The following is a 25,185-nucleotide window of genomic DNA, read 5'->3' on the forward strand; positions in this document are numbered from 1 at the left end:
CTATATGAACCGTCAGGCAAAAAAAGAAAACCTCTGCTTCTAAAAATAGCAGAGGTTTTTTCATCTATTAGGATGCCTTTTTCAGCTCCGTTTCACCTTCTTTTTTGGATGGTGAATGGTCCGGGCTGTTTCGATCATAAAATCTAAGGAGATCTCCGTAGATGATTTGATCAGAGAATTGAAGCTCCTGCTTCGCCTTCTCTTCATAAGACTGACACACATTTTTATCTTCTGATGGCTCGCCTGTCTCTTTATTGTAGCAAACACCATCTGTAAAAATGCTGTCCTTCGTAATAAAGCTTCCATCACGGAGTACTGTAAAGTCATTCGTATCTTTCGATAAAAGGTCATGACCAAATTGAATTTGTTTACTTGTATCAATGCCTAGAAGATTGAGTACAGTTGGACGGATATCGACCTGACCGCCTACCGTATCAATTTCTTTTGGATGTTGATCCGTTACCCCTGGAATGTGTACAACAAACGGGACTTTTTGAAGCTGTACTTCTTCAAATGGCGTAATCTCTTTATTTAAAAATTGTCCCATGGCTTCGTTATGGTTTTCAGAAATTCCGTAGTGATCCCCATATAAAACGAAAATGGAGTTATCGTATAACCCAGCTTCCTTCATCTTTTTAAAGAAAAGCTTAAGGGCTTCATCTTGATAACGCACTGTAGGGAAGTACTTGTTCAGCGTTTTGCTCTTTGAATCATATTCATCAATGAGCTTATCTTCTTCATCTAAATCAAAAGGGAAATGGTTCGTTAATGTAATCAATCTCGTATAGAAAGGCTGCGGGATCGATTTCATTAATTCAGCGGACTGCTCAAAAAACGGACCATCTTTCAGTCCCCAGCCAACTGAGTTTTCTTCATTCACATCAAATGATTTAATATCAAAGAACTTATCGTAGCCAAAGCTATCGTAGATAAGGTCACGGTTCCAGAAGCTTTTGTTATTCGCATGAATAACAGAAGAGTGGTAGCCTTCATCCTTTAACAGCTCAGGTGTCGCTGTAAACTCATTACTTGGATTTGTGAAGAACACAGCCCCTCTTCCAAGTGGATAAAGAGAATTATCTACAATAAACTCTGAGTCAGATGTTTTCCCTTGACCTGTTTGGTGATAAAAATTAGTAAAGTTATAGCTCTTCTTGATCAATTTGTTTAAAAACGGAGTAATTTCTTTCCCGTTTAATTTTTCATTGATCACGAAACTTTGTGTAGACTCAAGTGATACAAGAATGACATTTCGTCCTTTTGCTTGACCAAATGTCTTTTCATTACGGTCCGTTTGATTTGCGCTTACATAGTTTTCAATTTCAGTTAAGCTATTACTGTCAGCAAGAGCTCGTTGAGCAGACTGCTTCGATTGCAATACCCCATCATAAATATGGAAGTTATATAAGCTGATATTTTTCACCAGCATCTCACGGTCAAATGAGCGAGTAAGCAGTTCTGGTCTTTCTGTTTCAGCTAAACCAAGGTTAAAGAAAAATGTAGCTGCCACAAATAAGTAATATGCTGCTCGTTCTTTTCGTGAAACTGTGACATCTGTTCTAAAGGAAGGCTGTTTTTTATAGAGCCAAATTAAAATGATGATATCAACGAACATCAGTAAATCGACTGGTTCAATTAAAGAGGTAATACTTGACCCGAGGTCACCCATATTGTTTGTTTGAAATAGGACGGGGATGGTTAGAAAGTCACTATAGAATCGATAAAACACAATGTTGGCTAACAAAATGAATGTCAGGATAAAGCTTGTCACGATGATATATCGATTTCGATTTTTCTCTTTGAAAAATAAACCGATACCAAAGATAAACAAGAGAAAGCTAAGCGGATTAATAAACAGGATAAACTCCTGCATGAAATTTTCAATTTTAATATTGAAGCTAGATTTATAGATAACATAGGTTTTGACCCACATCAGCAATGTCGCAATCAGTAAAAATGAAATCGCCTTTAATCTTTTCTTTCGCATTGTAACCTCCTTATGCTAAACGCGCACCTAGGCTCAGGATATACCCTAATTATTGGTGCTTCTAGAAAAATAACTAAAGTATATCTTATCCTGTATATGATGGAAAATCAATGTCTTTTTCCTCATGACAAACTTATGAATATGCTAAACATCCAATTTCATGCCAATCTATCGCTTTTTTTAATAAAAATGACATCATTATGACTTTTTAGTTCAAGACAGCCATTTGGTTTTTGCCATCCATGCACCGCCGATGACACCCGCATCGTTTCCGAGAGATGCAATCACCACTTCGACATCGTCTGCGCAAGGCGGGAACGCATGTTGTTTCACAACGCGTTCTACTTTACTGCGAAGAAGCTCACCTGCTTTTGAAACACCGCCGCCAATCACAATTTTCGTTGGGTTTAAAGCACTAGCAAGATTCGCAAGGACAAGTCCAAGATGTGACGTCACTTCTTCTACGACACGCATTGCAAGATCATCTCCGTTTTCTGCCGCTTCAAATACATTCTTTGCTGATAGCGAAGCGAGCTTGCCAAGTGAAGATGTATGCTGCTCGGTTTCTAATTTACCCTTTGCAATCCGGACGATGCCAGTCGCAGATGCGATCGTTTCAATACAGCCTGTTCTTCCGCAGTTACACGGTGCTCCTTGAAATGGAACGGCACAAATATGACCAATTTCTCCGCCAGCACCTGTCTCCCCTTGAACAACTTCACCGTTAACGATGATGCCGCCGCCAACCCCTGTTCCAAGTGTGACCATCAGAATATTTTTTGCGCCATCTCCTGCACCCTTCCACATTTCACCGAGTGCAGCAATATTCGCATCATTTTCAATGACAGATGGAAGTCCTGTCTCTGCCTCTAGGTGATCTTTCAACGGATAGTTTGTCCAGCCCAGATTCGTTGTTTTATAGACGATGCCAGATACTTTATCTACAGGTCCAGGTGCACCCATTCCGATCCCAATAAGTGCTGATTTTGGCATACTGATCTCAACCAGTTTATGGTCAATTGATTTGGCAATATCGACTGTGATCGTCTGCCCGGATTTATCCGTAGGAATCTCCCACTTATGCTGAATTTCACCATATAGATTAATGAACGCAAGCTTAATTGTCGTACCGCCAAGATCAATACCTACAAACCAATCCCCTGTCATATGTCCTCCACCTTCACATTGTTTTTCGATTTAGTTTGGCTAACTCCATTTGAAGAATCGTCATTGCGTTTGACCATTCAGTCCGGTCAATGATGCCCGATGTATACATTTCCTTCAATTCGTCTGCCATAAATTCTAATTCTACTTCACGATCTCCGAAATACACATAATTTCCAAATCTCATAAGCAGCTGTTGTACATCATATAACGTTTTCATTGTTTCCACCATTTCTTCTCATCAACAGATAGGATAAGCGTATTCATAAATGCGCTTTCAGTCAAGTCATTCAACGTGTTTGACTATTTTCGATATATTGTTTCAGCTTTAAAAATTGATCATTTTGAGGATCCTGTTTTAATGCTTTCTCTAATAGTTCTTCTGCTTTCGTTGTCTCTCCTTTTTCTACGAATAACAACGATAAATGATACAGTTTATTTGGTTCATCTGGATCTTTTTCGAGCGACTTTTGTAAAAATTGAATGGCCTTATCAAGGTGGCCCTGCTGCGCTTCCGATAGTGCATAAATATGAAGTGCCTCAGCTGATGCATCTTTTTCGTGTACATATTCCTCTAGTCGTTCACTTGCTTCGCTATACTTTTTCTCATCAAATAAACTCGCTGCCTCACTTGTTGCCGCTGCTTCCTTTTGATTATCTGAATGAAACCCTGTATACAATCCAAGACCGCCAATCAAGAGCAAAACAGCAGTTGCAAGAAGCATTTTGACAGGCTGCGTCTGTTTAGGCAGACGGACAGCTAATGCCGTGAAAAAGCCGCCAACCAAGCCGCCAAGATGCCCTGCATTATCAATACCTGATACAGTGAAGCCTATTCCTAAGTTAATGAGAATAATGACAATAATATTTGTCCCCATCGTCCGAAAGAAAAGCTTTCGGTTTGAGATAGCTAAATATAACAGTGCCCCTAAACAGCCAAAAATCGCGCCTGATGCACCGGCTGCAATTGCCGTATTAAACACAAAGCTCGCTATGGAGCCAAAAATGCCGGAAATCAAATAGATGAGCAAAAATCTTCCTGATCCATAAATTCTCTCAACAGCCGCTCCAACGGACCAAAGAGCAAAAGTATTAAAGAGTAAGTGCGTCAAGCCAATATGTAAAAACATTGGTGTTATCAGGCGCCACCATTCACCCTCTAAAATCAGCACATTATTTTTAGCACCAAATGCAGTTAAAGTTGCCGTATTGGTACTTCCACCAGAGAGCTCAAGTAAAAGAAACATCACCACTTGGACAGCGATCAGCAAGTAGGTAAAAATGGGTCTGCCATTTTGAAACACGGCCCGTTCTCGTTCACGCTGTTTTTCCTGATCATCAAATGCCTGGAGCACGTTCCTTTTAAGCTGCATTGCATCCTCAGCTGTGTCTCTCTTCGCTTCTTCTACATCAACTGCAAGAGATGTATTCAGCCATTTTTGCAGTTCGTTTACATCGTTTTGAAGCGTGTCTGCATTGAGTAACACAGGAGTAACTGTCACCTTATTCTCTTTTTGCGGCTCACCGTTTAGGTCTTCCCAATCATCTACTGGAACATCAGTTGTAAATTGCAGCTGCAAGAGATGAAGCGATCGTTTACGCATAGCTTCTCTCAGCTGATTGATCCGATATGTTTGCTCCTCGATATCTCGAACGATCTCCTGTCTGAAATTCACATCTTTTCTATATAGACGGATGAGATCATAGCCTGAGTTTCGTGGCGCTTCAAAAAATATTTCATCTTCTGGATACGGACTTTGAATCATCTCATATCCTTTTTGTCTTAGTTCATCAACAACTCGCCAAAATAGACTATCTATGACATTCATACATTCGCGCTCCATTTTTTACATTATTATAGCAAGAATCGTTCTGATCCGCATTTCAAAACAAAAAAATCCCGGCATTTGCGGGATTAGAATGCTTGGCGAATAAATTTCGTCCGAAAATATGGGATTTTCATCAGCCATTTAATCAAAAAGTGACGTACTTGATTTTGGCCTAAAATCAAATTCATGAGCCGATAACGATTTTGCACGAGAACGAATGCAAACAGTGTGAACACAATGCTCCAAATCATTTTATTCATCATATTCCCTCCTATGTTCGTATCGTGGCTTAAATAGGATTTGTTTATGCATGAACCAACATTTTTATCGCCTAAAAGCAGGTCTTCACAATCTAATCCCTTGTTCTTTTGATTGAATATAATAAACCTCTCCGCACTCTGATTGATCATAAGAAACGTCAAATTGATGAAGGTCGATTAAATCCTTGAAAGTATGAGGCAGCTTACAATTCCGCTCTAACCCCTCCACCTTGTGCGGGAAGTAACTGTCGTATGGATTTGGTGTATGAACATATACAGCGTCTAAACCAGGGTCATGTTCGTGAATACATATCCAAGTTTGGTATGGCTTTTCAAAGCCTTCAAGCTGTTTTAGCAGCCTATGATATAAAGCGATATGAGCTTTAATATGCTCTCTTCTTATTTTTAAGCTATTTTCCCCGACTCCAAAAAAATCAAGGTGCGTATGCGAAAAAGAGAACCACGAATCGTGGTCGAGCGTTAATTGATGAGTATTCACTTCCTCCCACATATTACGGAAGTATCTTTTCTTTCCACGAAATTTTTTCAAAACATATCCCCCCGTCAGCTAAAATGCTTTTTAATGAAGAATGTTGATCGCTATCGTTCATGTGACTTTTGATCACAAACAAGCCTTCGCTCAACACAAAAAGCCCCTTCATACGTATAAGCAGCGGACTTTATTTTGGATATATGGTACCTTTCTCACTGACCATGATGGAGACCGGGATGTCGTGCGTTTCAGCCGGAATCTGCTCGGTTTGCTGAACAGTCAAACAAAGGGCAAGGGTTTCACCGTGATAATCAGCTAAGTAGCGGTCATAATAGCCGCCCCCATATCCGATACGGTAGCCTTGTCGATCAAAGCACACCCCAGGCACAATGATCAAATCGATTGATTTTTTAGATGCAGCGGCCGACGCCATAGGGTCGGGCTCCAATAGCCCAAAGTAGCGGGATATCATCTTCGTTTCCGGTGTATATTCATAAAACGTCATCTCTTTTGTTTCCGGAAAACAGGTGGGTACACATACTGTTTTCCCCTCCTGCCATGCTTTTTCAATGAGAGGCATTGTCGGTATCTCTTTTCCTCTAGACATGGTGAGTGCAATCGTATTTGCTTCTTTCCATGCTGGCAGCTGAAACAAGTGCTCATGAAGTAAAGCGGTGCTTCGCTCGAATTCCTCAGCACTCATCTGATCCAGCTTGGCTAATGTTTGAAGGCGGAGTTCCTTTTTCACACAGATCATCTCCCATCATAAAAAAACAGCAGGAAAATTCCCTGCTGCTTACTTTGTTTCACGATGTAAAGTTTGTTTTTTATCACGTGAGCAATACTTTTTGAATTCAACGCGATCTGGATTGTTTCGCTTATTCTTTTTAGTAATATAGTTACGCTCACCGCATTCAGTGCAAGCTAGAGTAATATTTACGCGCATGTTTTTCCCTCCAAACTAAAATCAATTCACATTCAGACCTAACTATAATACCACTTCTAGCTTAGGAATGCTAGAATGTTTTTTCACCAATTTCAATTTCAGTGCAATCCGTCTGCGTTCTGATTTATATCGCACGGTCATTTCATGAAAAATGGCATGCTCCCCTATAAAACGTCAATCTTTGTCGTACTGTATACATGAGAAACCCTCTTTTATTTTGACAGCGAGCAAAATTTTCATACTCGTTTTTCATATAAAAAGAAAAAAGATGAAAAAAAGGTGATTTTTTCAGCAATTCCTTTTGAAACTAGCTTTTTTATGGTATAAAAAAGAAGGGTCAAAAACTGTCTGAAACAATCATGAAAGCCTTTTATGGCTTTCAGCATTAAAATATGAATAAAAGGTGATGAAACATGGAAATTGCAATTATCGGATTGCTTGTTGTCAGTATCGTACTGATCGCATTCTCATATTTTCAAAGAGAACCGATTAAAGAAGTCGAGCAGGAACTTGAAACACTTCAACTATCTGCAATGCAAGAAATCTATAAACTGAAAAAGAAAATGAAGGTTCTTGAAGAAGAATTGCTTGAAACAAACATCGTCGTCCGCAAACATTCAGAAATTGATCCATCTATCGCAAGACAAATCATTTCAAAGCATCAAAATGGCATGTCTCCTGAGGCCATTGCGCGCGCTGAGCATGTATCTGTAGATGAAGTCAACATGATCATTAAAGACAACGAGAAGGTGCTTGTATGACGAAAAAAAGCATCCAAACGTTTGCGGCAGGTATGATTCTTGCAACTGGTGTTCTGGCAATCGTTTTTTTCCTCACTGGAAAAGATGAAGCGACGGCTGATACCACCACAAAAGAAACGCTCGCAGCGAAAGTAACAGACACTGACGTGAAAAACTATTTAGACTCTAAAAAAGAAGTCTCCGTCAGCCGTGAAACATATCAGCAGCTTCTTGATTATAAAGAAAAAGCACTGAAAGCAAATGAAGACGGCGATTCTAAAAATGATAAAGAAACATCAGACAAGCCTAAAGGCAAATCGGTCAAATTCGTTATTAAAAACGGGATGAGCACAAGTGATGTTTCAGACATGCTTGAAAAGGACGGAATCATCAACTCGTCTAAAGATTTTAATGATTACGTGATTGACGCCGGCTATCATAAAGAAATTCGTGCAGGCAAGTTCAATTTAAAAACAGGGATGACGTTCAAACAAATCGTCAAAGCCTTAACAAAATAACAACAAAAACCCCTGGCGGCGCGCTGACCTCCAGGGGTTTTTATTATCCAAATCGACCAGATATATAATCATTTGTTCTTTGATCATTTGGCTCCGAGAACATCACATTCGTATCATTGATCTCAACAAGCTCCCCCATTAAGAAGAAGGCTGTTCTATCTGATACCCTGGCCGCTTGCTGCATGTTATGCGTCACAATGGCAATCGTGTATTTCTCTTTTAATTTCATAATCAGTTCTTCAATCTTTAATGTTGAGACAGGATCAAGCGCTGATGTTGGTTCATCCATTAATAAGATGTCTGGGCTTGTGGCAATAGCTCTTGCGATACAAAGACGCTGCTGCTGACCGCCGGAAAGACCTAATGCAGGCGCACTTAATCGATCCTTCACTTCATCCCAAAGGGCAACATCACGAAGCGCTTTTTCAGCGATTTCTTTCAATTGCTGCTTGCTCTTCACCCCGTGAATTCTTGGCCCGTAGACGACATTATCAAAGATAGATTGAGGGAATGGGTTCCCTTTTTGAAAGACCATCCCGACGTTTTTACGCAGTTCCACTAGATCGACACGGCCTTTTAAAATATTGTCACCGTTATACATCATATCCCCGGTGATTTTCACACCTGGCACTGTTTTGACCATGAGATTTAAGGTCTTGATAAACGTTGACTTTCCGCAGCCGGAAGGACCGATAATTGCTGTGACTTCATGCTCTCTTATGTCTAAATCAATATGCTTGAGTGCGTGATGCTGTCCGTACCAAAGGTTCATATCATTCACACGAAACACTTCTTTTTTGGCTGTTTCAGTTGCTACTGCATTCATCAAAATCCACCCGCCTTATCCAAATCGACCATTGATATAGTCTTCTGTTTTTTGCTGCGCAGGACGTGTAAAGATACGTTCAGTGGCATCATATTCTACTAGATCACCGTTTAGGAAAAAGGCCGTATGATCAGATACACGTAACGCTTGCTGCATGTTGTGAGTCACAATGACGATCGAATAATCATTTTTCAAATCTGATAATAACTCTTCAATTTTTGCATTTGAGATCGGGTCTAGGGCAGAAGCAGGTTCATCTAATAAAAGAACGCTAGGCTTCATCGCAAGAGTACGGGCAATACAAAGGCGCTGCTGCTGACCGCCGGATAATGACAAAGCTGAGCGGTGCAGACGATCTTTGACCTCATCCCAAAGCGCCGCTTTTGTTAAGCTTTCCTCTACCGCATCATCAAGCACTGATTTTCTTTTTTCTCCCGCATACTTTAATGCATGGGTAATGTTATTGTAGATCGATTTAGGAAATGGGTTTGGTTTTTGGAAAACCATGCCGATTTCTCTTCGTAAATTCACCACATTAATGCGGTCATCCAAAATATTGAGCCCTTCGTACATGATCGCCCCTTCACTTCTCGCACCTGGGATCAAGTCGTTCATACGGTTAATGCTGCGTAAAAAGGTTGATTTCCCGCAGCCAGATGGGCCGATTAATGCGGTAATTGCGTTCTTCTCAATTTCAAATGAAATGTGATTGACCGCTCTTTTTTCCCCATAATAAATGCTTAAATCCTGTACCTGTAAAATCTGTTCTGCTTGAAGTGGAGCCTTTTTTGCTGCAATCTCTTTTTTTTCTGCTAGCATTTGAACCATATCCCCTTCACACCTTTCTCACATTATTTTGACGTAAGCTTCTTATGAATAAATGAACCAAGCCATCTAGCTGCTAAGTTGAATACTAAAACTGAAAGCACAAGTACGGCTGATGCACCATTTGCAATGGCCTCTGCATCTGGAATGATTCCTTGTGTATTGACGTTCCATATATGAACGGCTAATGTTTCTGCCGGTCTAAAAATATTCAGCGGTGACGTATCAGAAAATGGACTCCAGTTTGTAAAATCAAGACGCGGTGTGGTGAGGCCTGCTGTGAAAAGAAGCGCTGCTGCCTCCCCGAAAACTCTTCCTGATGCTAAAATCGCACCGGTAATAATAGAAGGAATCGCACCTGGAATCAGGACCGTCTTCACTGTATGCCATTTCGTTACACCGAGCGCTAGTGATGCTTCCTTTTGATCCTTCGGTACAGAGCGAAGCGCGTCTTCTGTCACCCTGACCATCACTGGCAGGTTAAACACCGTGAGCGCAAGAGCTCCTCCGATGATTGTATAGCCCCAGCCTGTTAAATTGACAAACATAAGTAAACCAAACATACCAATGACAATGGAAGGAAGTGAAGACAGCACTTCAATACATGTACGAATAAAATCAGTGACTTTGTTTTGAGGCGCATATTCAGCCATGTACACTCCGCCGCCGACACCAAGTGGTACTGTGATCAGCATTGTAATAAACAAAATGTAAAACGAGTTAAACAGCTGATCCCTGATGCCGCCGCCAGAGCCAATTGCACTTGAGCGGGTTGTCAAAAAGTCAAAGTTTAATTCTTTTGCACCGTTGAAAATGATATAAGAAAACAAACCAACTAGGATCGCCGTAATAATGGCGGCACATAATCCAAAAACAATCGTGGCAAAACGATCGGTCATTTTGCTATTCATTAAATCTTCCTCCTAGACGACAAGTATCTGATAATGAGTATGAACATAAACGATACAACTAGAAGGACAAGCCCCATTGACCAAAGTGTATTGTTTTCAACACTTCCATACGTTGTGTGACCCATGTTTAACGTAATAATGGTTGTTAATGTACCAGCTGTATCCATAATGCTCTCTGGTAAATTACGTGTGTTTCCAATGACCATTTGAACGGCAAGGGCTTCTCCAAATGCTCTCGCCATCCCAAGAACGACCGCTGTCATTAATGTTGGAAGAGCTGCTGGTACAAGCACACGTCTAATCGTTTGCCACCTTGTTGCGCCAAGTGCATACGATCCCTCACGCAAGCTTTTTGGAAGGGAAGCCATTGCATCAGTTGCAATAGATGTAACGGTTGGCAGAATCATAATAGACAGGACAATCGTTCCTGCTAACACGCTATGCCCTGAGCCGCTTGACTTGAAATGTCCGATAAACGGCACCAATACTGTAAGACCTATGAATCCGTAAACAACGGATGGAATCCCTACAAGCAATTCAATGACTGGCTGGAGAATTTTCCGGCCCCATGCAGGTGCAATTTCTGTCATAAAGATCGCTCCTGCGATGCCTAGCGGCGCTGCAATGAGTGCCGATAGAAGTGTGACGGCGATCGATCCAAAGATAAAAGGAAATGCGCCGTACTCCGGGTTTTCTGCTGTGGGGTTCCAATTGATACTGGTTAAGAACTCAATTGGGCTTACACCATTTACGATGAAAGATTGTAAACCCTTAATGCCAAGGAAGATGGTGATGGCGATGGATACTGCAATCATTAAGAATGCGCAGAATCTCACCAAAATACTTCCTCTTACTTCATCCATTTGCCTATTTTTCTTCGAGCTGATCAGCCGATCGATCGCTTCTGTATGTTCTATCTGCTTCATCTTTTTCTACACTCCTATGAATGTCATAAAAGGAAAAGTGAAATGCTCCACTTTTCCTTCATCAGCAATTCAAGACCTCTTACTTATCTGATTGTTTGCCTGTTGCGTCTCTTTCTACTTTCATATTAGAGACTGAGATGTAGCCTTGGTCTTTAACGATTTCTTTTTGTACTTCGTCACTCATAAGGTAATCTAAGAATTGTTTTGCTAGACCTTCCGGCTCACCTTTTGTATAAGAGTGCTCGTATGCCCAAATTGTATATTTACCGCTTTCTACATTGCTTTCTTCTGGTTTCACACCATCAATGCTAAGCGGTGTAATTTTGTCATCTGTTAAATAAGAGAATGCTAGGTATCCAATCGCACCTGGTGTTTCTGCAATCAGTTTTTTCACTGTGTTTGAAGAATCTTCTGTGATTCCTTCTGCAGGTGTTGCACCATCAAGTGCATATTTCACAAATGTTGCACGAGTTCCTGAAGAATCAGGTCTGTTTACAAGTGTGATTTTTTGGTCTTTCCCGCCAAGCTCTTTCCAGTTTTTGATTTTACCAGTGAAGATTTTTTTCAATTCGTCCTTTGTGATGTCTTTGACACCCACTTCAGGGTTTACAGCTGCGGCCATTCCAACAACTGCTACTTTGTGGTCTTTTAAAGCTTTTGCGTCGATTCCGTCTTTCTCTTCAGCGAATACATCTGAGTTACCAATTTGTACAGATCCTTCTGAAACTTGAGAAAGTCCTGTTCCTGAACCGCCGGCTTGTACTTGAATATCGGCTTTTGGATGTTTATCCATGAATTTTTCTGCTGCCGCAAGAACTAAAGGCTGCATCGCAGATGATCCTGAGATGGTAATGGAACCTGATGCCTCATCTTTGTTTGAAGCATTTCCTTTACTGTCTTTTGAATCTCCGCTTGAGCTGCTGTTTCCGCATGCTGTGACGAATGCTAACAATGCGATAGTAAGGAAAGTAAGCAGCCATAATTTGTTCTTTTTCATTTCAAGAATACCCCCTGAATAATTTGTCCTACGAGTAATACATTAAAGGTTCTTTATTAATTTCGTTTAAATGGAATGTTAAGGTTTTGTAAATGTCGAAGTTTTGTAGAGAAATTGCGGCGTTTTTTATGAATTTTGTCAATTTATATCGGGATTTTTGAAGAAAACGTAAAAAAACGCCCACAAAAAGTGAGCGTTTTTACCTATGAAAGGTCTAGTTATTTGTTTCTGCTTCATTTTCAATTTTGTTTTTGTTTTTCGCCTGTGTATCATTGCTTTCCTGTTTTGATTTCAGTTCAAAGTACTTGTCTAATACTTGTTCACCAATATCATTTGTAATTGGATAGCGCTGGTTGTAGTCTTGATACACCCACGGGACGACAACGGAAATAGCCACTTCTGGATTATCAGCAGGCGCGTATGCTACAAGAGTTGTGTTATACGTCGGTGTACCGCGCTTGCTTTTAATTGGACCGTCATAAAATGATTGAGCGGTTCCTGTTTTGCCAGCTGGATTATACTTTTTGTTGCCAAAGTTTGAATAGGCTGTCCCTCTTGGGTTCTGCATCACAAGCTTGAAGCCTTGCTGGACACGCTTGATTTCATCACTTGTCATGTCTAGCTTATTCAATACATCCGGTTTGACGGATTCTGTCACAGCTCCAATGCCGCGCTGCGGATCTGGCTCTCTCACTTCTTTGACAAGCTGCGGACGTAAACGATACCCGCCATTTGCAATGGTTGAAACGTATTGCGCCATTTGCAGCGGTGTAAACGTATCATACTGTCCAATCGCATAGTCAAGTAAGAGACCCGATTGTGTAGACGTTCCTCTGTAGCCCGTTGCCTCGTTTGGCAGGTCAATACCAGTTTTGACGCCAAGGCCAAATTTACTGAAATTGTAGCGGAACGTATCAAATGCTTTCGGATCAATTGGGAGCGGCTGATTCTTACGATATTCGCTTTTCCCAATGGCGATCGCTGTTTTGAACATATACACGTTAGATGAACGCTCTAGTGCTGTTAAATCATTAATGAGTCCCATATTTTGATAGGATTTCTTTGGCGGTGACTGAGCGATATAGAGAGGTTCATCATACTGGGTACTTCCAATATGAATAGCGCCTGTTTTATATCCGGTCAGTACCGTTGCCCCTTTTACAGCTGATCCCATCGCATATGAGGATGTCATCGTTCCTAATGAGTAGTCATCGAACTTGTATTTTCCGTTTTTGTTTGAAATCTGCTTACCCGCAACAGAGAGAACCTCTCCATTTCTCGGGTCCATCATGACAACAAATGCGCGATCAAGAAGCTCAGTTCCCCCTCTTTGTTTCGCACTTCTCAAGTTCTTTTCAATAATTTTTTCAACCGCTTTTTGCAGCTGAATGTCAATTGTCAGCACAAGGTCTTTCCCGCTTTTACCTTCTGTTAACACTTTAGAGCTTGTGACATTGCCCTGTTTATCAGTTGTACTCTGTTCTTTTTCCTTTTGGCCCTGCAGGACATCTTCATATTGATATTCAAGATAGCTTTTTCCTACACGGTCATTTCGGCTGTAGCCGAGTGATAGATAATGCTCAAGAAGTGACTGCGGAAGACCTTCATCACTCGAAGACACACTGCCAAGCATACTGCGGAGCAGTCCTTTATACGGATAGCTACGTGACCAGTCTGTCGTCACATCAACACCTGGCAGCTCGTCCAAATGCTCAGAGACGTAAGCAATTTCACTTGGCTTTACATCTTCATTTTTAATAAATTGAGGCGTCAGTGCATAGCCTGCATCCATCTGCCTTTTAATAGCAAGCACTTGTAAATCTTTTTTCGTCAGTTGATTTAATTCCTTGTCTGTGATGCGTTTTAGCTGAAGCTCATATAGTTTATCATCAGAGACCTTATCGTCATCCTTTAATTCTGATTCCTTTTGAACAAGCTTTTTCGCTTCATTCGGATGCGTTAAGATCCAGAAATCTTTTTTGTCACGATCTGTGATTTTTTTCGTACTCACATGAATCATATCCGCTAATTTTGATGCCACTTTGAGCCGCTCTTCTTGTGAAGTCGTCGAGGTTCTCGTATATGTAATGGCATTTAGCGCTTTATTGCTGACAATCGTATTGTAGTTTCGATCGTAAATTTTTCCCCGCGGAGCAGATGAGCTGACATTCACATCTTCTTGTTTCTCTGCCTGCTTTTTATAATCTTCTCCATTGACAATTTGCACAAACCCGAGTCTAACGACAACGCCGGTAAAAATAATAAACGCAGCTAAAAATAATAAATTCAGCCGGATCGGAAGTGTTTTGCGCCCTTCCTTCGCGTCTTTTTTGTTTTTCTTGTTTCTCATCACATCACCTTTTCTATCAAGAAAGAAATGGCACCCCTTTTTGTGTTTAAAAGGTGCCATCATCATTTTAGCGGTTTTTTTATCATTTATCTAGAAATTTGATGTTCCATTGGTAAGAAATTTTACCTTTCTCCCTTAATAAGGTTCGTGTGAGAAACTGGCTTTTGACCGTCCGCCTCTTTCATATCAGCTGTTTTTTCTTTTAAATGAATATCTTTTACAAAATAATAAATGAGGGTATGTCCCGCCCCGAGCACAACAAGAGATGCTGGGATTCCGAGCTCATCACCTAGTAAGGTGACAGACAACAGGAACAAAATAATCGAACTAATACGGCCGGCATTTAAAAATAGCTCTCTGACCACAATATATTCAATTCTGGCCTTTCTGGCATACCTTGCATGGCCGATGACATCATATGTTAAGGATACATAAGGAACAAGCAGGAGCGGATATCCTATCGCAATGGCTACCGCATACATCAGAAGTGAAACATAGGACAAGTGGAAAACGATTAAAAACAGGGCGCCGTATAAAATCAGCCCGCCAAGCATAATCGCCTTCTTCCGCCACTTTTTCTTAATCAAACGCGTAGCGAAGAAATAAGCAAAAAACGCAACACCTGAATTCACTAAACCAAACGTCCCGAGAGCAAGCTCACTGTTTGTTGCAATAAACACGAAGACACTGATTAAGAAGACAAAGACCCCTTCACGAAGCCCTTGAAAAAAGTGAGCTGATGTAATCCTACGCCAATTCTCGTCTGCATGGCGTTCTTTCCAAATTTGTTTGATGATAAATTTGCCTTTTGACTGCCTTCTTTTGAGGAAAAAGCTCATCACAACCGCTAATGAAAACAAAAAAAGCGATAACGTGAAAATGACTGTGTAGCCTGTATCATCCGTTAACTGAGAAATGACAATCCCCGCAATGAGAGGACCAATCATGCCGGCAGTTGAGGAAAGCACCCCGAGAAACCCATTAAAGAAGTCTCTTGTTTCAGGCTCGGTGATCTCAAAGGTGAGTACGTTAAAAGCAAGCCAGTAAAAACCATAGCCGATCCCAAGGACACTTCCCAATAAAACAAGCCGTGCGGCCGCTTGTTCTCCTGCCATTAAAACAATCAAATAAAAAGCGGCTAAAAAGATGACACCGAACCGAAGGACAAACGCCCGGTCTATTTTTTTAGCGAGCCGGCCAGCGAATAAAAACGTAATGGGCTGAAGCACCACAATGGCCAAGTTATAAATCGCAAGATCCGTGAATTTCCCAGACTGTTTCCATAAGTACACATTTACAAACGTATTTGAAAGCGCAATGGCAAGTGCGTATAACCCGCCAATCGTGAGGAGGAGCAATAAATCTCTTGTAACATCCATGTCCCCGAACATTTTCTTTAATCTGCTCATACCATTCATTCTCCTTTTCTACACAATAGTCTGTCTCATCAAAAGGCAGATATGTAAAAAAAGGAGGGAAAATATAAAAAGACCTGCTTCTCTTGAAAGCAGGTCTTTTAGAATCAAATCATTTATTTTGCTTCGCTGTAAAGGCGAGCTACTTCATCCCAGTTCACAACATTCCAGAATGCTGAAATGTAATCAGGACGACGGTTTTGGTAGTTTAGGTAGTAAGCATGCTCCCAAACGTCTAGTCCTAGAATTGGCGTTTTTCCTTCAGTTAAAGGAGAATCTTGGTTTGGCGTGCTTGTGATTTCAAGTTTTCCGTTGTTCACAACAAGCCATGCCCAACCAGAACCAAAGCGTCCTGCAGCTGCTGCAGCGAAATCAGATTTGAATTTTTCAAATCCGCCTAATTCTTTTTCGATTGCATCTGCAAGTTCACCAGTTGGTGCGCCGCCACCGTTTGGTGAAAGAAGCGTCCAGAATAATGAGTGGTTCGCATGTCCTCCGCCATTGTTACGTACAGCTGTACGAATGTTTTCAGGCACTGAGTTTAAGTTAGCCACTAGCTCTTCAATTGATTGATCTTCAAGAGCTGATACACCTTCGATTGCTTTGTTTAAGTTAGTTACATATGTGTTGTGGTGTTTTGTGTGGTGAATCGTCATTGTTTCCTTGTCGATATGTGGTTCTAATGCATCGTAAGCATATGGTAATTCTGGAAGTTTAAAAGCCATGGTTAATTTCCTCCTTAAAATGTATGTACTGAAATGCTTCCTTTGTAAGTCAGCAATTCACCCTACTCAAAGAGTATCAAAAGAAACAGCTTGTTTCAACGTTATTGCTCATGTTCTGAAACATTTCAGTGTTTATTTTGTATTTAGCCCTTTAGAAAAAGTTTTAAACACCCTTTTTCAACTTAGCGAAGGACATAAAATAAAAAGATGCCTAGCATCAGCGCTTGAATCAATCCTTTTGCAAAAACACCTGATACAAATCCAATTAATGAGCCTAATCCGACTTTCACACTCGTTTTCAAATCTTTTTGATGAACAAGGAGCTCTGCAATGACACTCCCGAGAAATGGACCAATAATAATTCCTGCAATGGGGATCACAAAAGGACCAGCTAATAACCCAATGGTGCTTCCCCATATAGCTGCCTTGCTGCCGCCAAAGCGCTTGACCCCAATAAGGTTTGAGACATAATCGGCCGCAAATAATACCGCGGTAAACATCGCTTGAATGAGCCAGAACGTCAGTGTAAGCGGCTCGAAGCTAAAGAAGAAACCATATAGAATAAATCCGAGTACCATAAAGACCACACTCGGAATAATTGGATAAACCAGTCCAACAAACGCAATGATAAATGCACAGCCAATCAGTATCCAATAAAGCACGTCCAAGACCCTGCCGCCTCCTTTTTATATGCTGTATACATTATGCCTCATTCCTTCTATCTTAACCAGTGATGAGGGCCATACTTGTGCTTGATGGATAGACATTGATACAATATGAGAAATAGAAAAGAATGTAGGAAGTGAATGGGTATTGAACGTATTTAATCTATTGTTAAAAGGAATTTATTCACCAAAAGATATTGCCAAAGCAAGATTTACAGGAATCGGTAAAGCGATTTTATTCATTTTTATCCTCTCAATTATCGCAGCAGTTCCTCAGGGATATCATATGAGCCAAGAGATCTCGAATGCGATGTCAGGATTTCAGCACGTGATCAAAAAAGATTTACCCGAATTTTCAATTGAAAAAGGAAAGCTTCAAGCGGATCAAAGTGCACCAATAGAAAAAGAAGAAAACGGCATTACGATCATCTTTGATCCTGCTGAAAAAATAAAAGCAAGTGAGCTTGAATCAAAGCAAACAGCCATCGCTATATTAAAGGAAAAAGCAGTGATTGCGATTGATGGGCAAATGACAGATATTCCATACCAGCTCCTTGGCGGAACGCTGACAAAAGACGAACTTGCTCGCGTCACAAATCAGAACCAAGCGATTATTATCCCTGTCATCTGTGTACTGCTATATTTATCAACTGCGGCGCTCATGTTTATTAGCGCAACATTCCTTGCAATGCTTGGTACATTTATTAAACGAATGCAGCAAAAAGAGCTGTCTTTCCAAATGCTTTGGAAGCTCTCCGCTTATTCACTCACATTAACAACGGTCTTTTTCGCGATCATGAGTGCATTAAACACGCCTGTAGCAAACTCATTTTTATTAAATTGGGTCATTAACTTTATCTTTTTATATCTTGTGGTAAAAGAAATACCGGCAAAAAAAAGCAATTGATCCATCCAACAAGGATTTGTCTACACAATGAAAGCTCCCCCGTCTCGGAGGAGCTTTTTATGTATGTTCATGCGCTAGGACTCATCTGGATGGATGATCGCAAATAAATAATGATCCTCCCACACTCCATTAATCTTTACTTTTTTACGATTTAGTCCCTCATTTTCAAAACCTGTCTTTTCAAGTACACGAATAGAACCCTTGTTACTCGGCTTTACTCCAGCCTCAATCCGGTGGAGATTTAACTCATAAAAGGCATAGTCAATGATTAAACGAATGGCTTCTGTCATATATCCTTTTCCGCCCTGTCTTTGATCGAGTACATACCCGAGCCAAGCTCCTTCTATCGGACCTCTTACGACAGAACTTAAAGAGATCGTCCCAATTAAGGCACCTGTTTCATTTAAGAAGATACCATGCATGTATGATTCATCTTGTTCTCTTCTTTGCCTACTCCGCTGAATTCGTTCAATTTGACGAGGTAACGTGAAGAAATCATCCTTGATCAAAGGTGTAAATTCCTGAAAATATGAGCGATTTTCAAGCTCTAATGTTAACAGTGATTCTGCATCATTTTCTGTTAGTGTTCTCACATATATATGCTGACTAACTTTCTTCATAAAATCTCCCCCCTTTCTTATTTTATCATAATCGTCATATGAGATTGCTCTCCTATTTACACCAACGACCCAAGCAGTTTTATTACAAGACATACTAGAACTAACTAGAACCATCCTTTCCAGCTTTTCTCCTCTTTTTGGTTCTATCATTTCAGGACATGCATAGACTGAAGTAAACTCTTAAAAGCGGTGAGTAAAATGCGGCGAATTCTTTTTTTACTAATCAGTTTGTTTGTCCTCTTTATTATCTTTTTTGATTTAAAAAATGGAACCATTCCTGTTGAGGAAAACCCAGCCGTTCCAGCAAGTACCCTTCAAACAGCTGAGAAAAAGACATATAAGAACGTCACGGTAAAACAAGGTGAAACGGTCCTCTCCATCGTACATACAAGCAAGCCTCTTGATGATATCATTAAAGATTTCGAGGAGCTGAATCAAGGTGTGAAAGCGAACGAAATCAGAGCAGGCAGCACATATAAGTTTCCTGTCTATAAGAGATAAAACGTTAATTCCTTGTCATTCATACGAAGAGACTGTTACAATATGAACTGTAAAACACGACGTACACGGCAAAGAATTGCTTGTACACTAAGGAGCGATTGACAAGTGAGTGAAGTCACACATCGTACTAAAACGCGTCCCGTCAAAGTGGGACCTTTAACTATAGGTGGAAATAATGAAGTTGTCATTCAAAGTATGGCAACAACCAAAACACATGATGTCGAAGCGACAGTCGCTGAAATTAAACGTTTAGAAGAGGCAGGCTGTCAAATCGTGCGTGTCGCATGTCCAGATGAGCGTGCAGCAAATGCAATTGCGGACATTAAAAAACAAATTAACATCCCGCTTGTTGTGGATATTCATTTTGACTACAAGCTTGCACTGAAAGCGATTGAAGCAGGCGCAGACAAAATCCGAATCAATCCAGGAAACATCGGAAGAAGAGAAAAAGTCGAAGCTGTTGTCAAAGCAGCAAAAGAAAAAGGCATTCCAATTCGTATTGGGGTAAACGCTGGTTCATTAGAGAAAAAGATTCTTGATAAATACGGCTACCCAACTGCAGATGGTATGGTCGAAAGTGCACTGCATCACATTAAAATTCTAGAAGACCTAGACTTTCATGACATCATCGTCAGTATGAAAGCATCTGATGTAAACCTTGCAATTGAGGCATACGAAAAAGCGGCTAAAGCCTTTGATTATCCTCTTCATCTTGGGATTACAGAATCAGGTACGTTATTTGCAGGTACAGTCAAAAGTGCAGCTGGACTTGGCGCTATTTTGAATATGGGGATTGGGAACACACTCCGTATCTCATTAAGTGCTGACCCAGTTGAAGAAGTAAAAGTAGCACGTGAATTGTTGAAATCATTTGGTCTTGCATCAAATGCAGCAACTCTGATCTCCTGCCCAACTTGTGGACGAATTGAAATTGACCTTATCAGCATTGCAAATGAAGTCGAAGAATATATTTCTAAAATCAAAGCTCCGATTAAAGTAGCAGTCCTCGGCTGCGCTGTAAATGGTCCAGGTGAAGCGCGTGAAGCAGATATCGGCATCGCAGGTGCTAGAGGCGAAGGATTATTGTTCCGTAAAGGTGAAATTGTTCGTAAAGTACCTGAAGAAACAATGGTCGAAGAACTGAAAAAAGAAATCGATAAAATCGCTGAAGAACATTATGCGAAAATGGAAGCTGAAAAAGAAAAACAAGCGAATGCATAACAAAAAACGCCTGACGTCATTGTCAGGCGTTTTTCTGTTCTTGTTAAAAGAACGGGGTGATAAATATGCCTAGGATGACGGAAACAATTCCGATCCCGATTGACCACGCGCCAAGCGCATGTGCTCCTTTTCTTCTTGCAATATAACCAACGACGATTGCCGCTACCCCTAATAGCACCGGCAAGACAAATAATGAGATAATCGCAATCGCGAGTGCTGTATAGCCTATCCCTTTACTGCCTGAATCGTCACCTGCTTGGTCACGTCCTCGTCTATCTTCTCGATCTCTTGAAGCTTGATATGGCTCTGCAATTTCAGCAGCTGTTTCCTCTAAATAGCCATCATCATTACTAAAGTGTGTGTCGATTTCACGATCATTTCTTCTGAAATCCTCGTCTCTTTCCATGATCAATTCCCCCTTTTGGTTAATAGAAAGGAGCTTTTTTAGTATGAGCAAAAATGTCTGTTTCATGTTTGCTAAAACTTGCTGGAATTGTGAAATGATTATGTTACACTTTAAGAGTATAAAAATGAGGAGTGTGGGCATGTTACGTTTAGGAATTGATATTGATGGTACAGTGACGGCACAGGACACCTTTGTTCCCTATTTAAACGAGTCGTTCCAATGTGCCATGACACTAGATGATATGACAGAATATGATTTGACGAAGCTTTTAAAGATTTCTCAAGAAGAATTTTGGGGCTGGATGAATGAGCATGAGCCTCTTATTTATAAACAGGCAAAGCCTGCTGAGGGTGCTAAAGAAATCCTCGACCAAATGAAGCAGCAGCACAAATTGATTTATATTACAGCAAGAAGGCAGCAGCATTCAGATATCACCTACAAGTGGTTTCAAGAACATGACGTGCATTATGATGACATTGAGCTGGTTGGCGGTCATCATAAGCTGGAAGCCGTTCAAAAGCACAAGATTGATGTATTTTTTGAAGACCATCACGGCAATGCCACAATGATTGCAAAAGAGGCAGACATCCCGGTTATACTTTTTAACTCTCCTTATAACCAGATGCCAATTGACGACAGAATTATTCGCGTAAACAACTGGCAGGAAGCGTCTCAATGGATCAAACAATATGAACAGCGTCTGCAAGCTGCTTATTAAGGTAGAAAAGCCGATACATTTAATGTATCGGCTTTTTCGATGGAGCAAGCTGCCCTTCTTTCATGAGGAAATGGTACAGCGCTCCCTTCATGCCTGCCTGATTCAAGTAATAACACGTTTCCAGCTTCACCTGAATGTTCTTCCACGCAGGCAGTGTATGTAGGTGTTTCTCAATACTTGATAGTAAATCTGGTCTTGCGCTCACGCCGCCGCCAATGAGAATTTTCTCTGGATTGAGGACGGTTGCTACATTGTAAATGCCAATGGCGATTCGCTTGTACCACTGATCCACCAGTTTTTCAATGGACGGATCGTGCTTCGCCTTTTCAAAAATGTCTTGTCCGTCTATTTGTGTACTTTGCGGAATTCCTTGCTTTTCTTTATAGCTGCGAATGAGTCCAGCCGTTGAAGCGCTGCTGTTGAGTGTTGTAAATTGTCCATTGTCTGTTTCTGTCAGCATCATGCCAAATTCACCGCCGCGAAAGGAAGCCCCGCGCACAAGCTGACCACCAGCGAAAATACCACCACCAACACCTGTGCCAAGCGTCATACAAATAAAGCTGTCACACTCTTTCGCATGGCCGCTATATTTTTCTGCGAGAGCTGCACAGTTCGCATCATTTTCCACTTCTACACGAAGAGATGTTTTCTCTTCTAAAAGTGTTTTTACATTTTGACCATTTAAGGCGATGATGGCGCCTGCAAATTCTGTATAACCTGATTCACTGTCCACAAAGCCCGGAAGACTGATGGCGATACCCCTGACATCCTGCATCCTTTGATATTCCCTGACCACATTCGCCATTACTTCTAAAAACGGTTCGAGCTGCCGGCAGTTCGTCTGATAGTCACCGCTAGTGATTAGCTTTCCATCCTGATCCATTAATCCATGTTTCGTTCTCGTCCCGCCTACATCAAACACGACGTAATATGCCACTTTTGACCCCTCCCTTTACTCCAAAAGACTCAAATTGCACGTTGTATTACCTTGATCTCATTTTAATGAAACAGCCACCCATTGTAAAACGTTTTCAAAAGACAAAACAAAAAAGCCAGCTCCATGGCTGGCTTTTTTTCACGAGTGAACTTCCTTCGGTTCGCAGGAAGGACACGTTCCGTATATTTCAAATTTATGTCCGCTAATATGATAATCCTCTAAATCGGCGTCAAGCTTGTCCATAGGACAGGCATCGATTTCTTTTGTTTTCCCGCATGTAAGACAAATAAAGTGATGGTGATGATGGGAAAATGAACATTTGAAACGGAATAGTTTCTCCCCTGACAATTCCGTTGTTTCCAATATTCCAAGGTCTTCATATAGTGACAAGTTTCGATATATTGTATCAAAGCTAAGACCCGGGTAATCTTCACTTAGTGCCGTCAGCACATTTTTAGCGGTCAAGTATTTATCAGAATCAGAAAACAATTGAAGCATATCTTCACGTTTGCTTGTATATTTGTAGCCTTTTTCCTTTAATAAATCAAGCGCTTCTTGTACGTTCATGTTGATTCCCCCTTCTGAATTTCCCAATACTAATACACCCGATTAAAATCAAAATAGACAGCATTACAATGGTTCCGCCTGGCGCTAAATCAAGATAATAGCTTAAAATCAATCCGGCTAATACCGACAATTCACCAAACAAGATCGAAAGGAAAATCGCCTGTTTAAATCCTTTGGCAATGCGGATACTTGCCGCAACAGGAAGCGTCATGAGCGCCGACACAAGCAGGGTACCAACGATACGCATCGATGCCGCAATGACAAGTGCAACGACTAAGATAAAAATAAAATGAATCCATTTTGCTGAAATACCAGAAGCCTTTGCATGCTCTTCATCAAAAGAAAGCAAAAATAATTCTTTATATAAAAGCACAACAACTAACACAACAACGAGTGAGATCCCTACAATAATCCAAAGATCGAGTCTTGACACAGCACTGACACTTCCGAATAAATAACTAAACAAATCTGTATTAAAGCCATTCGCTAGTGAAATGAAGATGACGGAGATCCCAATTCCCCCTGATAAAATAATGGGAATGGCAAGTTCCTGATAATGTTTATACACGGAGCGCAGGCGTTCAATAAACAATGAACCAGCAACAGAAAAAGCCATCCCTAAGTACAGCGGGCTTACCCCTGTCAAAAGGCCAAACTTTTTATCAAGAAATAGACTTGCGGCAATACCGGCAAGTGATACGTGACTGAGGGCATCTGCAATAAGCGAGAGCCTTCTGACGACAATAAATACACCAAGTAAGGGCGCAATAAAACCAATCAGTAACCCTGCGATAAACGCATTTTGTAAAAATTCATAATGAAAAAATGGAAATAGCATTATTCATGTCCCCCATGATGGTGATGGTCGTGATGAATCACTTGAATGTCATGCCCGTAAAATTGGGATAGCGCCTGATCATCCATTGAATCAAATGCTTCTGCATCCCCGTGGAAATGCAGTGTCTGATTTAAACAAGCCACATGGGTGACTTTATCAGAAACGGTGCCAACGTCGTGTGTGACGAGAATTAAAGACATTCCTTTTTCTTTGTTCAATGTTTCGAGCAGCTGATAAAAGCCTTCTACTGTCCGCTGGTCTACCCCAACTGTGGGCTCATCCAAAATGAGCAGCTTTGGCTGACTGACAAGCGCACGGGCAATAAATGCGCGCTGCTGCTGACCGCCAGATAGCTCCCCGATGTTTTGATGCTTTAAATCTTGTATACCAACTGAGCGAATGGCATCTTCCACTTGCCATTTATCCTGCTTGCTCATTCGTTTAAACAAACCAATTTTCGCGGTCAATCCGCTTGCGACAACCTCATATACAGAAGCAGGGAAACCCGTATTGAAGCTATTCGCCTTTTGAGAAACAAATCCAATTTGATCCCAGTCTCTAAATTTTGAAACAGGCGTGCCAAATAGCTTTAATTCACCTTGCTGCGGTTTAATAAGTCCGAGCAGGCATTTTAATAAGGTTGTTTTACCAGAACCATTCGGTCCAACAAGTGCTAGAAAGTTTCCTTCCTCTACTGTTAAATGAATGTGATCAATGACATTTCGCTGTCCATATGAGTACGAAATGTCCTTCATTTCAATAATTGGCTTTGCCATGAATCTTTCCACCTTTAATCAATATAAAAAGAATGATTACGATTTATACAACAAAAAGAAAATGGCTTTTGCCATTTTCTCTGTCCATACATACATTTCATTATATAAAAGAAAGAT

Annotated in this window: 29 protein-coding genes; 6 read left to right on the forward strand and 23 right to left on the reverse strand. The window is 40.8% G+C overall.

The features are described from left to right. Positions 1-67: 67 nt before the first annotated feature. The 8 genes from AC3WTB_RS12450 to rpmG all read right to left on the reverse strand — a co-directional run bounded on the left by AC3WTB_RS12450 (position 68) and on the right by rpmG (position 6,679). Positions 68-1,987 (reverse strand): LTA synthase family protein, encoded by a 1,920-nt coding sequence (locus AC3WTB_RS12450; RefSeq protein ID WP_492333778.1) that lies wholly within the window; start codon positions 1,985-1,987, stop codon positions 68-70. Positions 1,988-2,200: 213 nt separating this feature from the next. Further along, positions 2,201-3,154 (reverse strand): ROK family glucokinase, encoded by a 954-nt coding sequence (locus AC3WTB_RS12455; protein ID WP_492333779.1) that lies wholly within the window; start codon positions 3,152-3,154, stop codon positions 2,201-2,203. Positions 3,155-3,167: 13 nt separating this feature from the next. Next, complete coding sequence (locus AC3WTB_RS12460; protein ID WP_008342322.1) at positions 3,168-3,371, reverse strand: YqgQ family protein; 204 nt, start codon at positions 3,369-3,371, stop codon at positions 3,168-3,170. 70 nt (positions 3,372-3,441) lie between these two features. Next, positions 3,442-4,980: a rhomboid family intramembrane serine protease gene (locus AC3WTB_RS12465; protein ID WP_492333780.1), complete on the reverse strand. Its 1,539-nt coding sequence runs from the start codon at positions 4,978-4,980 to the stop codon at positions 3,442-3,444. A gap of 86 nt (positions 4,981-5,066) precedes the next feature. Beyond that, positions 5,067-5,240, reverse strand: coding sequence for a protein YqgO (gene yqgO, locus AC3WTB_RS12470; protein ID WP_162473402.1), 174 nt, complete (start codon positions 5,238-5,240; stop codon positions 5,067-5,069). A gap of 85 nt (positions 5,241-5,325) precedes the next feature. After that, complete coding sequence (locus tag AC3WTB_RS12475; RefSeq protein WP_047202302.1) at positions 5,326-5,790, reverse strand: hypothetical protein; 465 nt, start codon at positions 5,788-5,790, stop codon at positions 5,326-5,328. A gap of 130 nt (positions 5,791-5,920) precedes the next feature. Beyond that, complete coding sequence (locus AC3WTB_RS12480; protein ID WP_492333781.1) at positions 5,921-6,481, reverse strand: 5-formyltetrahydrofolate cyclo-ligase; 561 nt, start codon at positions 6,479-6,481, stop codon at positions 5,921-5,923. A gap of 48 nt (positions 6,482-6,529) precedes the next feature. Continuing rightward, complete coding sequence (gene rpmG, locus AC3WTB_RS12485; RefSeq protein ID WP_008360061.1) at positions 6,530-6,679, reverse strand: 50S ribosomal protein L33; 150 nt, start codon at positions 6,677-6,679, stop codon at positions 6,530-6,532. 413 nt (positions 6,680-7,092) lie between these two features. On the opposite strand from rpmG, the gene AC3WTB_RS12490 reads away from it, so the two are divergent. Continuing rightward, positions 7,093-7,440: a hypothetical protein gene (locus AC3WTB_RS12490; RefSeq protein WP_024422989.1), complete on the forward strand. Its 348-nt coding sequence runs from the start codon at positions 7,093-7,095 to the stop codon at positions 7,438-7,440. Next, positions 7,437-7,937 carry an endolytic transglycosylase MltG gene (locus AC3WTB_RS12495; RefSeq protein WP_064497607.1) on the forward strand — a complete coding sequence of 167 codons (501 nt, stop codon included), beginning with the start codon at positions 7,437-7,439 and terminating at the stop codon, positions 7,935-7,937. Before AC3WTB_RS12490 ends, AC3WTB_RS12495 begins: the two co-directional genes overlap by 4 nt. A 43-nt stretch (positions 7,938-7,980) precedes the next feature. Here AC3WTB_RS12495 and pstB (AC3WTB_RS12500) read toward each other — a convergent pair whose 3' ends face one another. The 9 genes from pstB (AC3WTB_RS12500) to AC3WTB_RS12540 form a co-directional block, all read right to left on the reverse strand. Beyond that, complete coding sequence (pstB, locus tag AC3WTB_RS12500; protein WP_039179987.1) at positions 7,981-8,763, reverse strand: phosphate ABC transporter ATP-binding protein PstB; 783 nt, start codon at positions 8,761-8,763, stop codon at positions 7,981-7,983. Between the two features lie 15 nt (positions 8,764-8,778). Further along, the gene (pstB, locus tag AC3WTB_RS12505; protein WP_024422992.1) at positions 8,779-9,591 is read right to left on the reverse strand and encodes a phosphate ABC transporter ATP-binding protein PstB; all 813 of its coding nucleotides are present in this window, start codon (positions 9,589-9,591) and stop codon (positions 8,779-8,781) included. Positions 9,592-9,614: 23 nt separating this feature from the next. Further along, entirely contained in the window at positions 9,615-10,499 is an 885-nt protein-coding gene (pstA, locus tag AC3WTB_RS12510) for a phosphate ABC transporter permease PstA (protein WP_039179988.1), read from the reverse strand. After that, positions 10,499-11,425 carry a phosphate ABC transporter permease subunit PstC gene (pstC, locus tag AC3WTB_RS12515; protein ID WP_492333782.1) on the reverse strand — a complete coding sequence of 309 codons (927 nt, stop codon included), beginning with the start codon at positions 11,423-11,425 and terminating at the stop codon, positions 10,499-10,501. Before pstC ends, pstA begins: the two co-directional genes overlap by 1 nt. 79 nt (positions 11,426-11,504) lie before the next feature. Then, positions 11,505-12,422, reverse strand: a complete 918-nt coding sequence (locus AC3WTB_RS12520; protein WP_075623509.1) for a phosphate ABC transporter substrate-binding protein — start codon at positions 12,420-12,422, stop codon at positions 11,505-11,507. Positions 12,423-12,636: 214 nt separating this feature from the next. Continuing rightward, entirely contained in the window at positions 12,637-14,772 is a 2,136-nt protein-coding gene (locus AC3WTB_RS12525) for a peptidoglycan D,D-transpeptidase FtsI family protein (protein ID WP_058839077.1), read from the reverse strand. A 122-nt stretch (positions 14,773-14,894) separates the two neighbouring features. After that, a complete protein-coding gene (locus AC3WTB_RS12530) occupies positions 14,895-16,181 on the reverse strand; it encodes an MFS transporter (protein WP_039179998.1) in 1,287 nt (428 codons plus the stop codon). Positions 16,182-16,303: 122 nt separating this feature from the next. Continuing rightward, complete coding sequence (gene sodA, locus AC3WTB_RS12535) at positions 16,304-16,912, reverse strand: superoxide dismutase SodA (protein ID WP_007501264.1); 609 nt, start codon at positions 16,910-16,912, stop codon at positions 16,304-16,306. 182 nt (positions 16,913-17,094) lie between these two features. Next, positions 17,095-17,580 carry a DUF456 domain-containing protein gene (locus AC3WTB_RS12540; protein WP_039180001.1) on the reverse strand — a complete coding sequence of 162 codons (486 nt, stop codon included), beginning with the start codon at positions 17,578-17,580 and terminating at the stop codon, positions 17,095-17,097. Positions 17,581-17,725: 145 nt separating this feature from the next. Here AC3WTB_RS12540 and AC3WTB_RS12545 point away from each other — a divergent pair, with 145 nt between their 5' ends. Next, a complete protein-coding gene (locus tag AC3WTB_RS12545) occupies positions 17,726-18,484 on the forward strand; it encodes a DUF1189 domain-containing protein (RefSeq protein ID WP_492333783.1) in 759 nt (252 codons plus the stop codon). Between the two features lie 74 nt (positions 18,485-18,558). On the opposite strand, the gene AC3WTB_RS12550 is transcribed toward AC3WTB_RS12545, so the two are convergent. Beyond that, a complete protein-coding gene (locus tag AC3WTB_RS12550) occupies positions 18,559-19,104 on the reverse strand; it encodes a GNAT family N-acetyltransferase (protein WP_492333784.1) in 546 nt (181 codons plus the stop codon). 198 nt (positions 19,105-19,302) lie between these two features. Here AC3WTB_RS12550 and AC3WTB_RS12555 point away from each other — a divergent pair, with 198 nt between their 5' ends. After that, positions 19,303-19,605 (forward strand): hypothetical protein, encoded by a 303-nt coding sequence (locus AC3WTB_RS12555; RefSeq protein ID WP_492333785.1) that lies wholly within the window; start codon positions 19,303-19,305, stop codon positions 19,603-19,605. Between the two features lie 105 nt (positions 19,606-19,710). Next, positions 19,711-20,826, forward strand: coding sequence for a flavodoxin-dependent (E)-4-hydroxy-3-methylbut-2-enyl-diphosphate synthase (ispG, locus tag AC3WTB_RS12560; RefSeq protein ID WP_024423001.1), 1,116 nt, complete (start codon positions 19,711-19,713; stop codon positions 20,824-20,826). Between the two features lie 43 nt (positions 20,827-20,869). On the opposite strand, the gene AC3WTB_RS12565 is transcribed toward ispG, so the two are convergent. Then, complete coding sequence (locus AC3WTB_RS12565; RefSeq protein ID WP_024423002.1) at positions 20,870-21,232, reverse strand: DUF308 domain-containing protein; 363 nt, start codon at positions 21,230-21,232, stop codon at positions 20,870-20,872. A gap of 139 nt (positions 21,233-21,371) precedes the next feature. Between AC3WTB_RS12565 and AC3WTB_RS12570 the strand changes: the two genes are divergently transcribed. Then, a complete protein-coding gene (locus tag AC3WTB_RS12570) occupies positions 21,372-21,950 on the forward strand; it encodes a 5' nucleotidase, NT5C type (RefSeq protein WP_247544517.1) in 579 nt (192 codons plus the stop codon). 19 nt (positions 21,951-21,969) lie between these two features. Here the strand turns inward: AC3WTB_RS12570 and AC3WTB_RS12575 are convergent, their stop codons facing one another. The 4 genes from AC3WTB_RS12575 to AC3WTB_RS12590 form a co-directional block, all read right to left on the reverse strand. Then, positions 21,970-22,887, reverse strand: a complete 918-nt coding sequence (locus AC3WTB_RS12575; protein WP_492333786.1) for an ROK family protein — start codon at positions 22,885-22,887, stop codon at positions 21,970-21,972. Between the two features lie 138 nt (positions 22,888-23,025). Continuing rightward, positions 23,026-23,454: a zinc uptake transcriptional repressor Zur gene (gene zur, locus AC3WTB_RS12580; protein ID WP_003217433.1), complete on the reverse strand. Its 429-nt coding sequence runs from the start codon at positions 23,452-23,454 to the stop codon at positions 23,026-23,028. Continuing rightward, positions 23,432-24,292 (reverse strand): metal ABC transporter permease, encoded by an 861-nt coding sequence (locus tag AC3WTB_RS12585; RefSeq protein ID WP_024423005.1) that lies wholly within the window; start codon positions 24,290-24,292, stop codon positions 23,432-23,434. The genes zur and AC3WTB_RS12585 overlap by 23 nt, the downstream gene beginning before the upstream one ends. Then, on the reverse strand, positions 24,292-25,068 hold the full coding sequence (locus tag AC3WTB_RS12590; protein ID WP_024423006.1) for a metal ABC transporter ATP-binding protein: 777 nt from the start codon (positions 25,066-25,068) through the stop codon (positions 24,292-24,294). Before AC3WTB_RS12590 ends, AC3WTB_RS12585 begins: the two co-directional genes overlap by 1 nt. Between the last annotated feature and the right edge of the window lie 117 nt (positions 25,069-25,185).

The organism is Bacillus sp. EB106-04-04-XG123, from assembly GCF_058791855.1.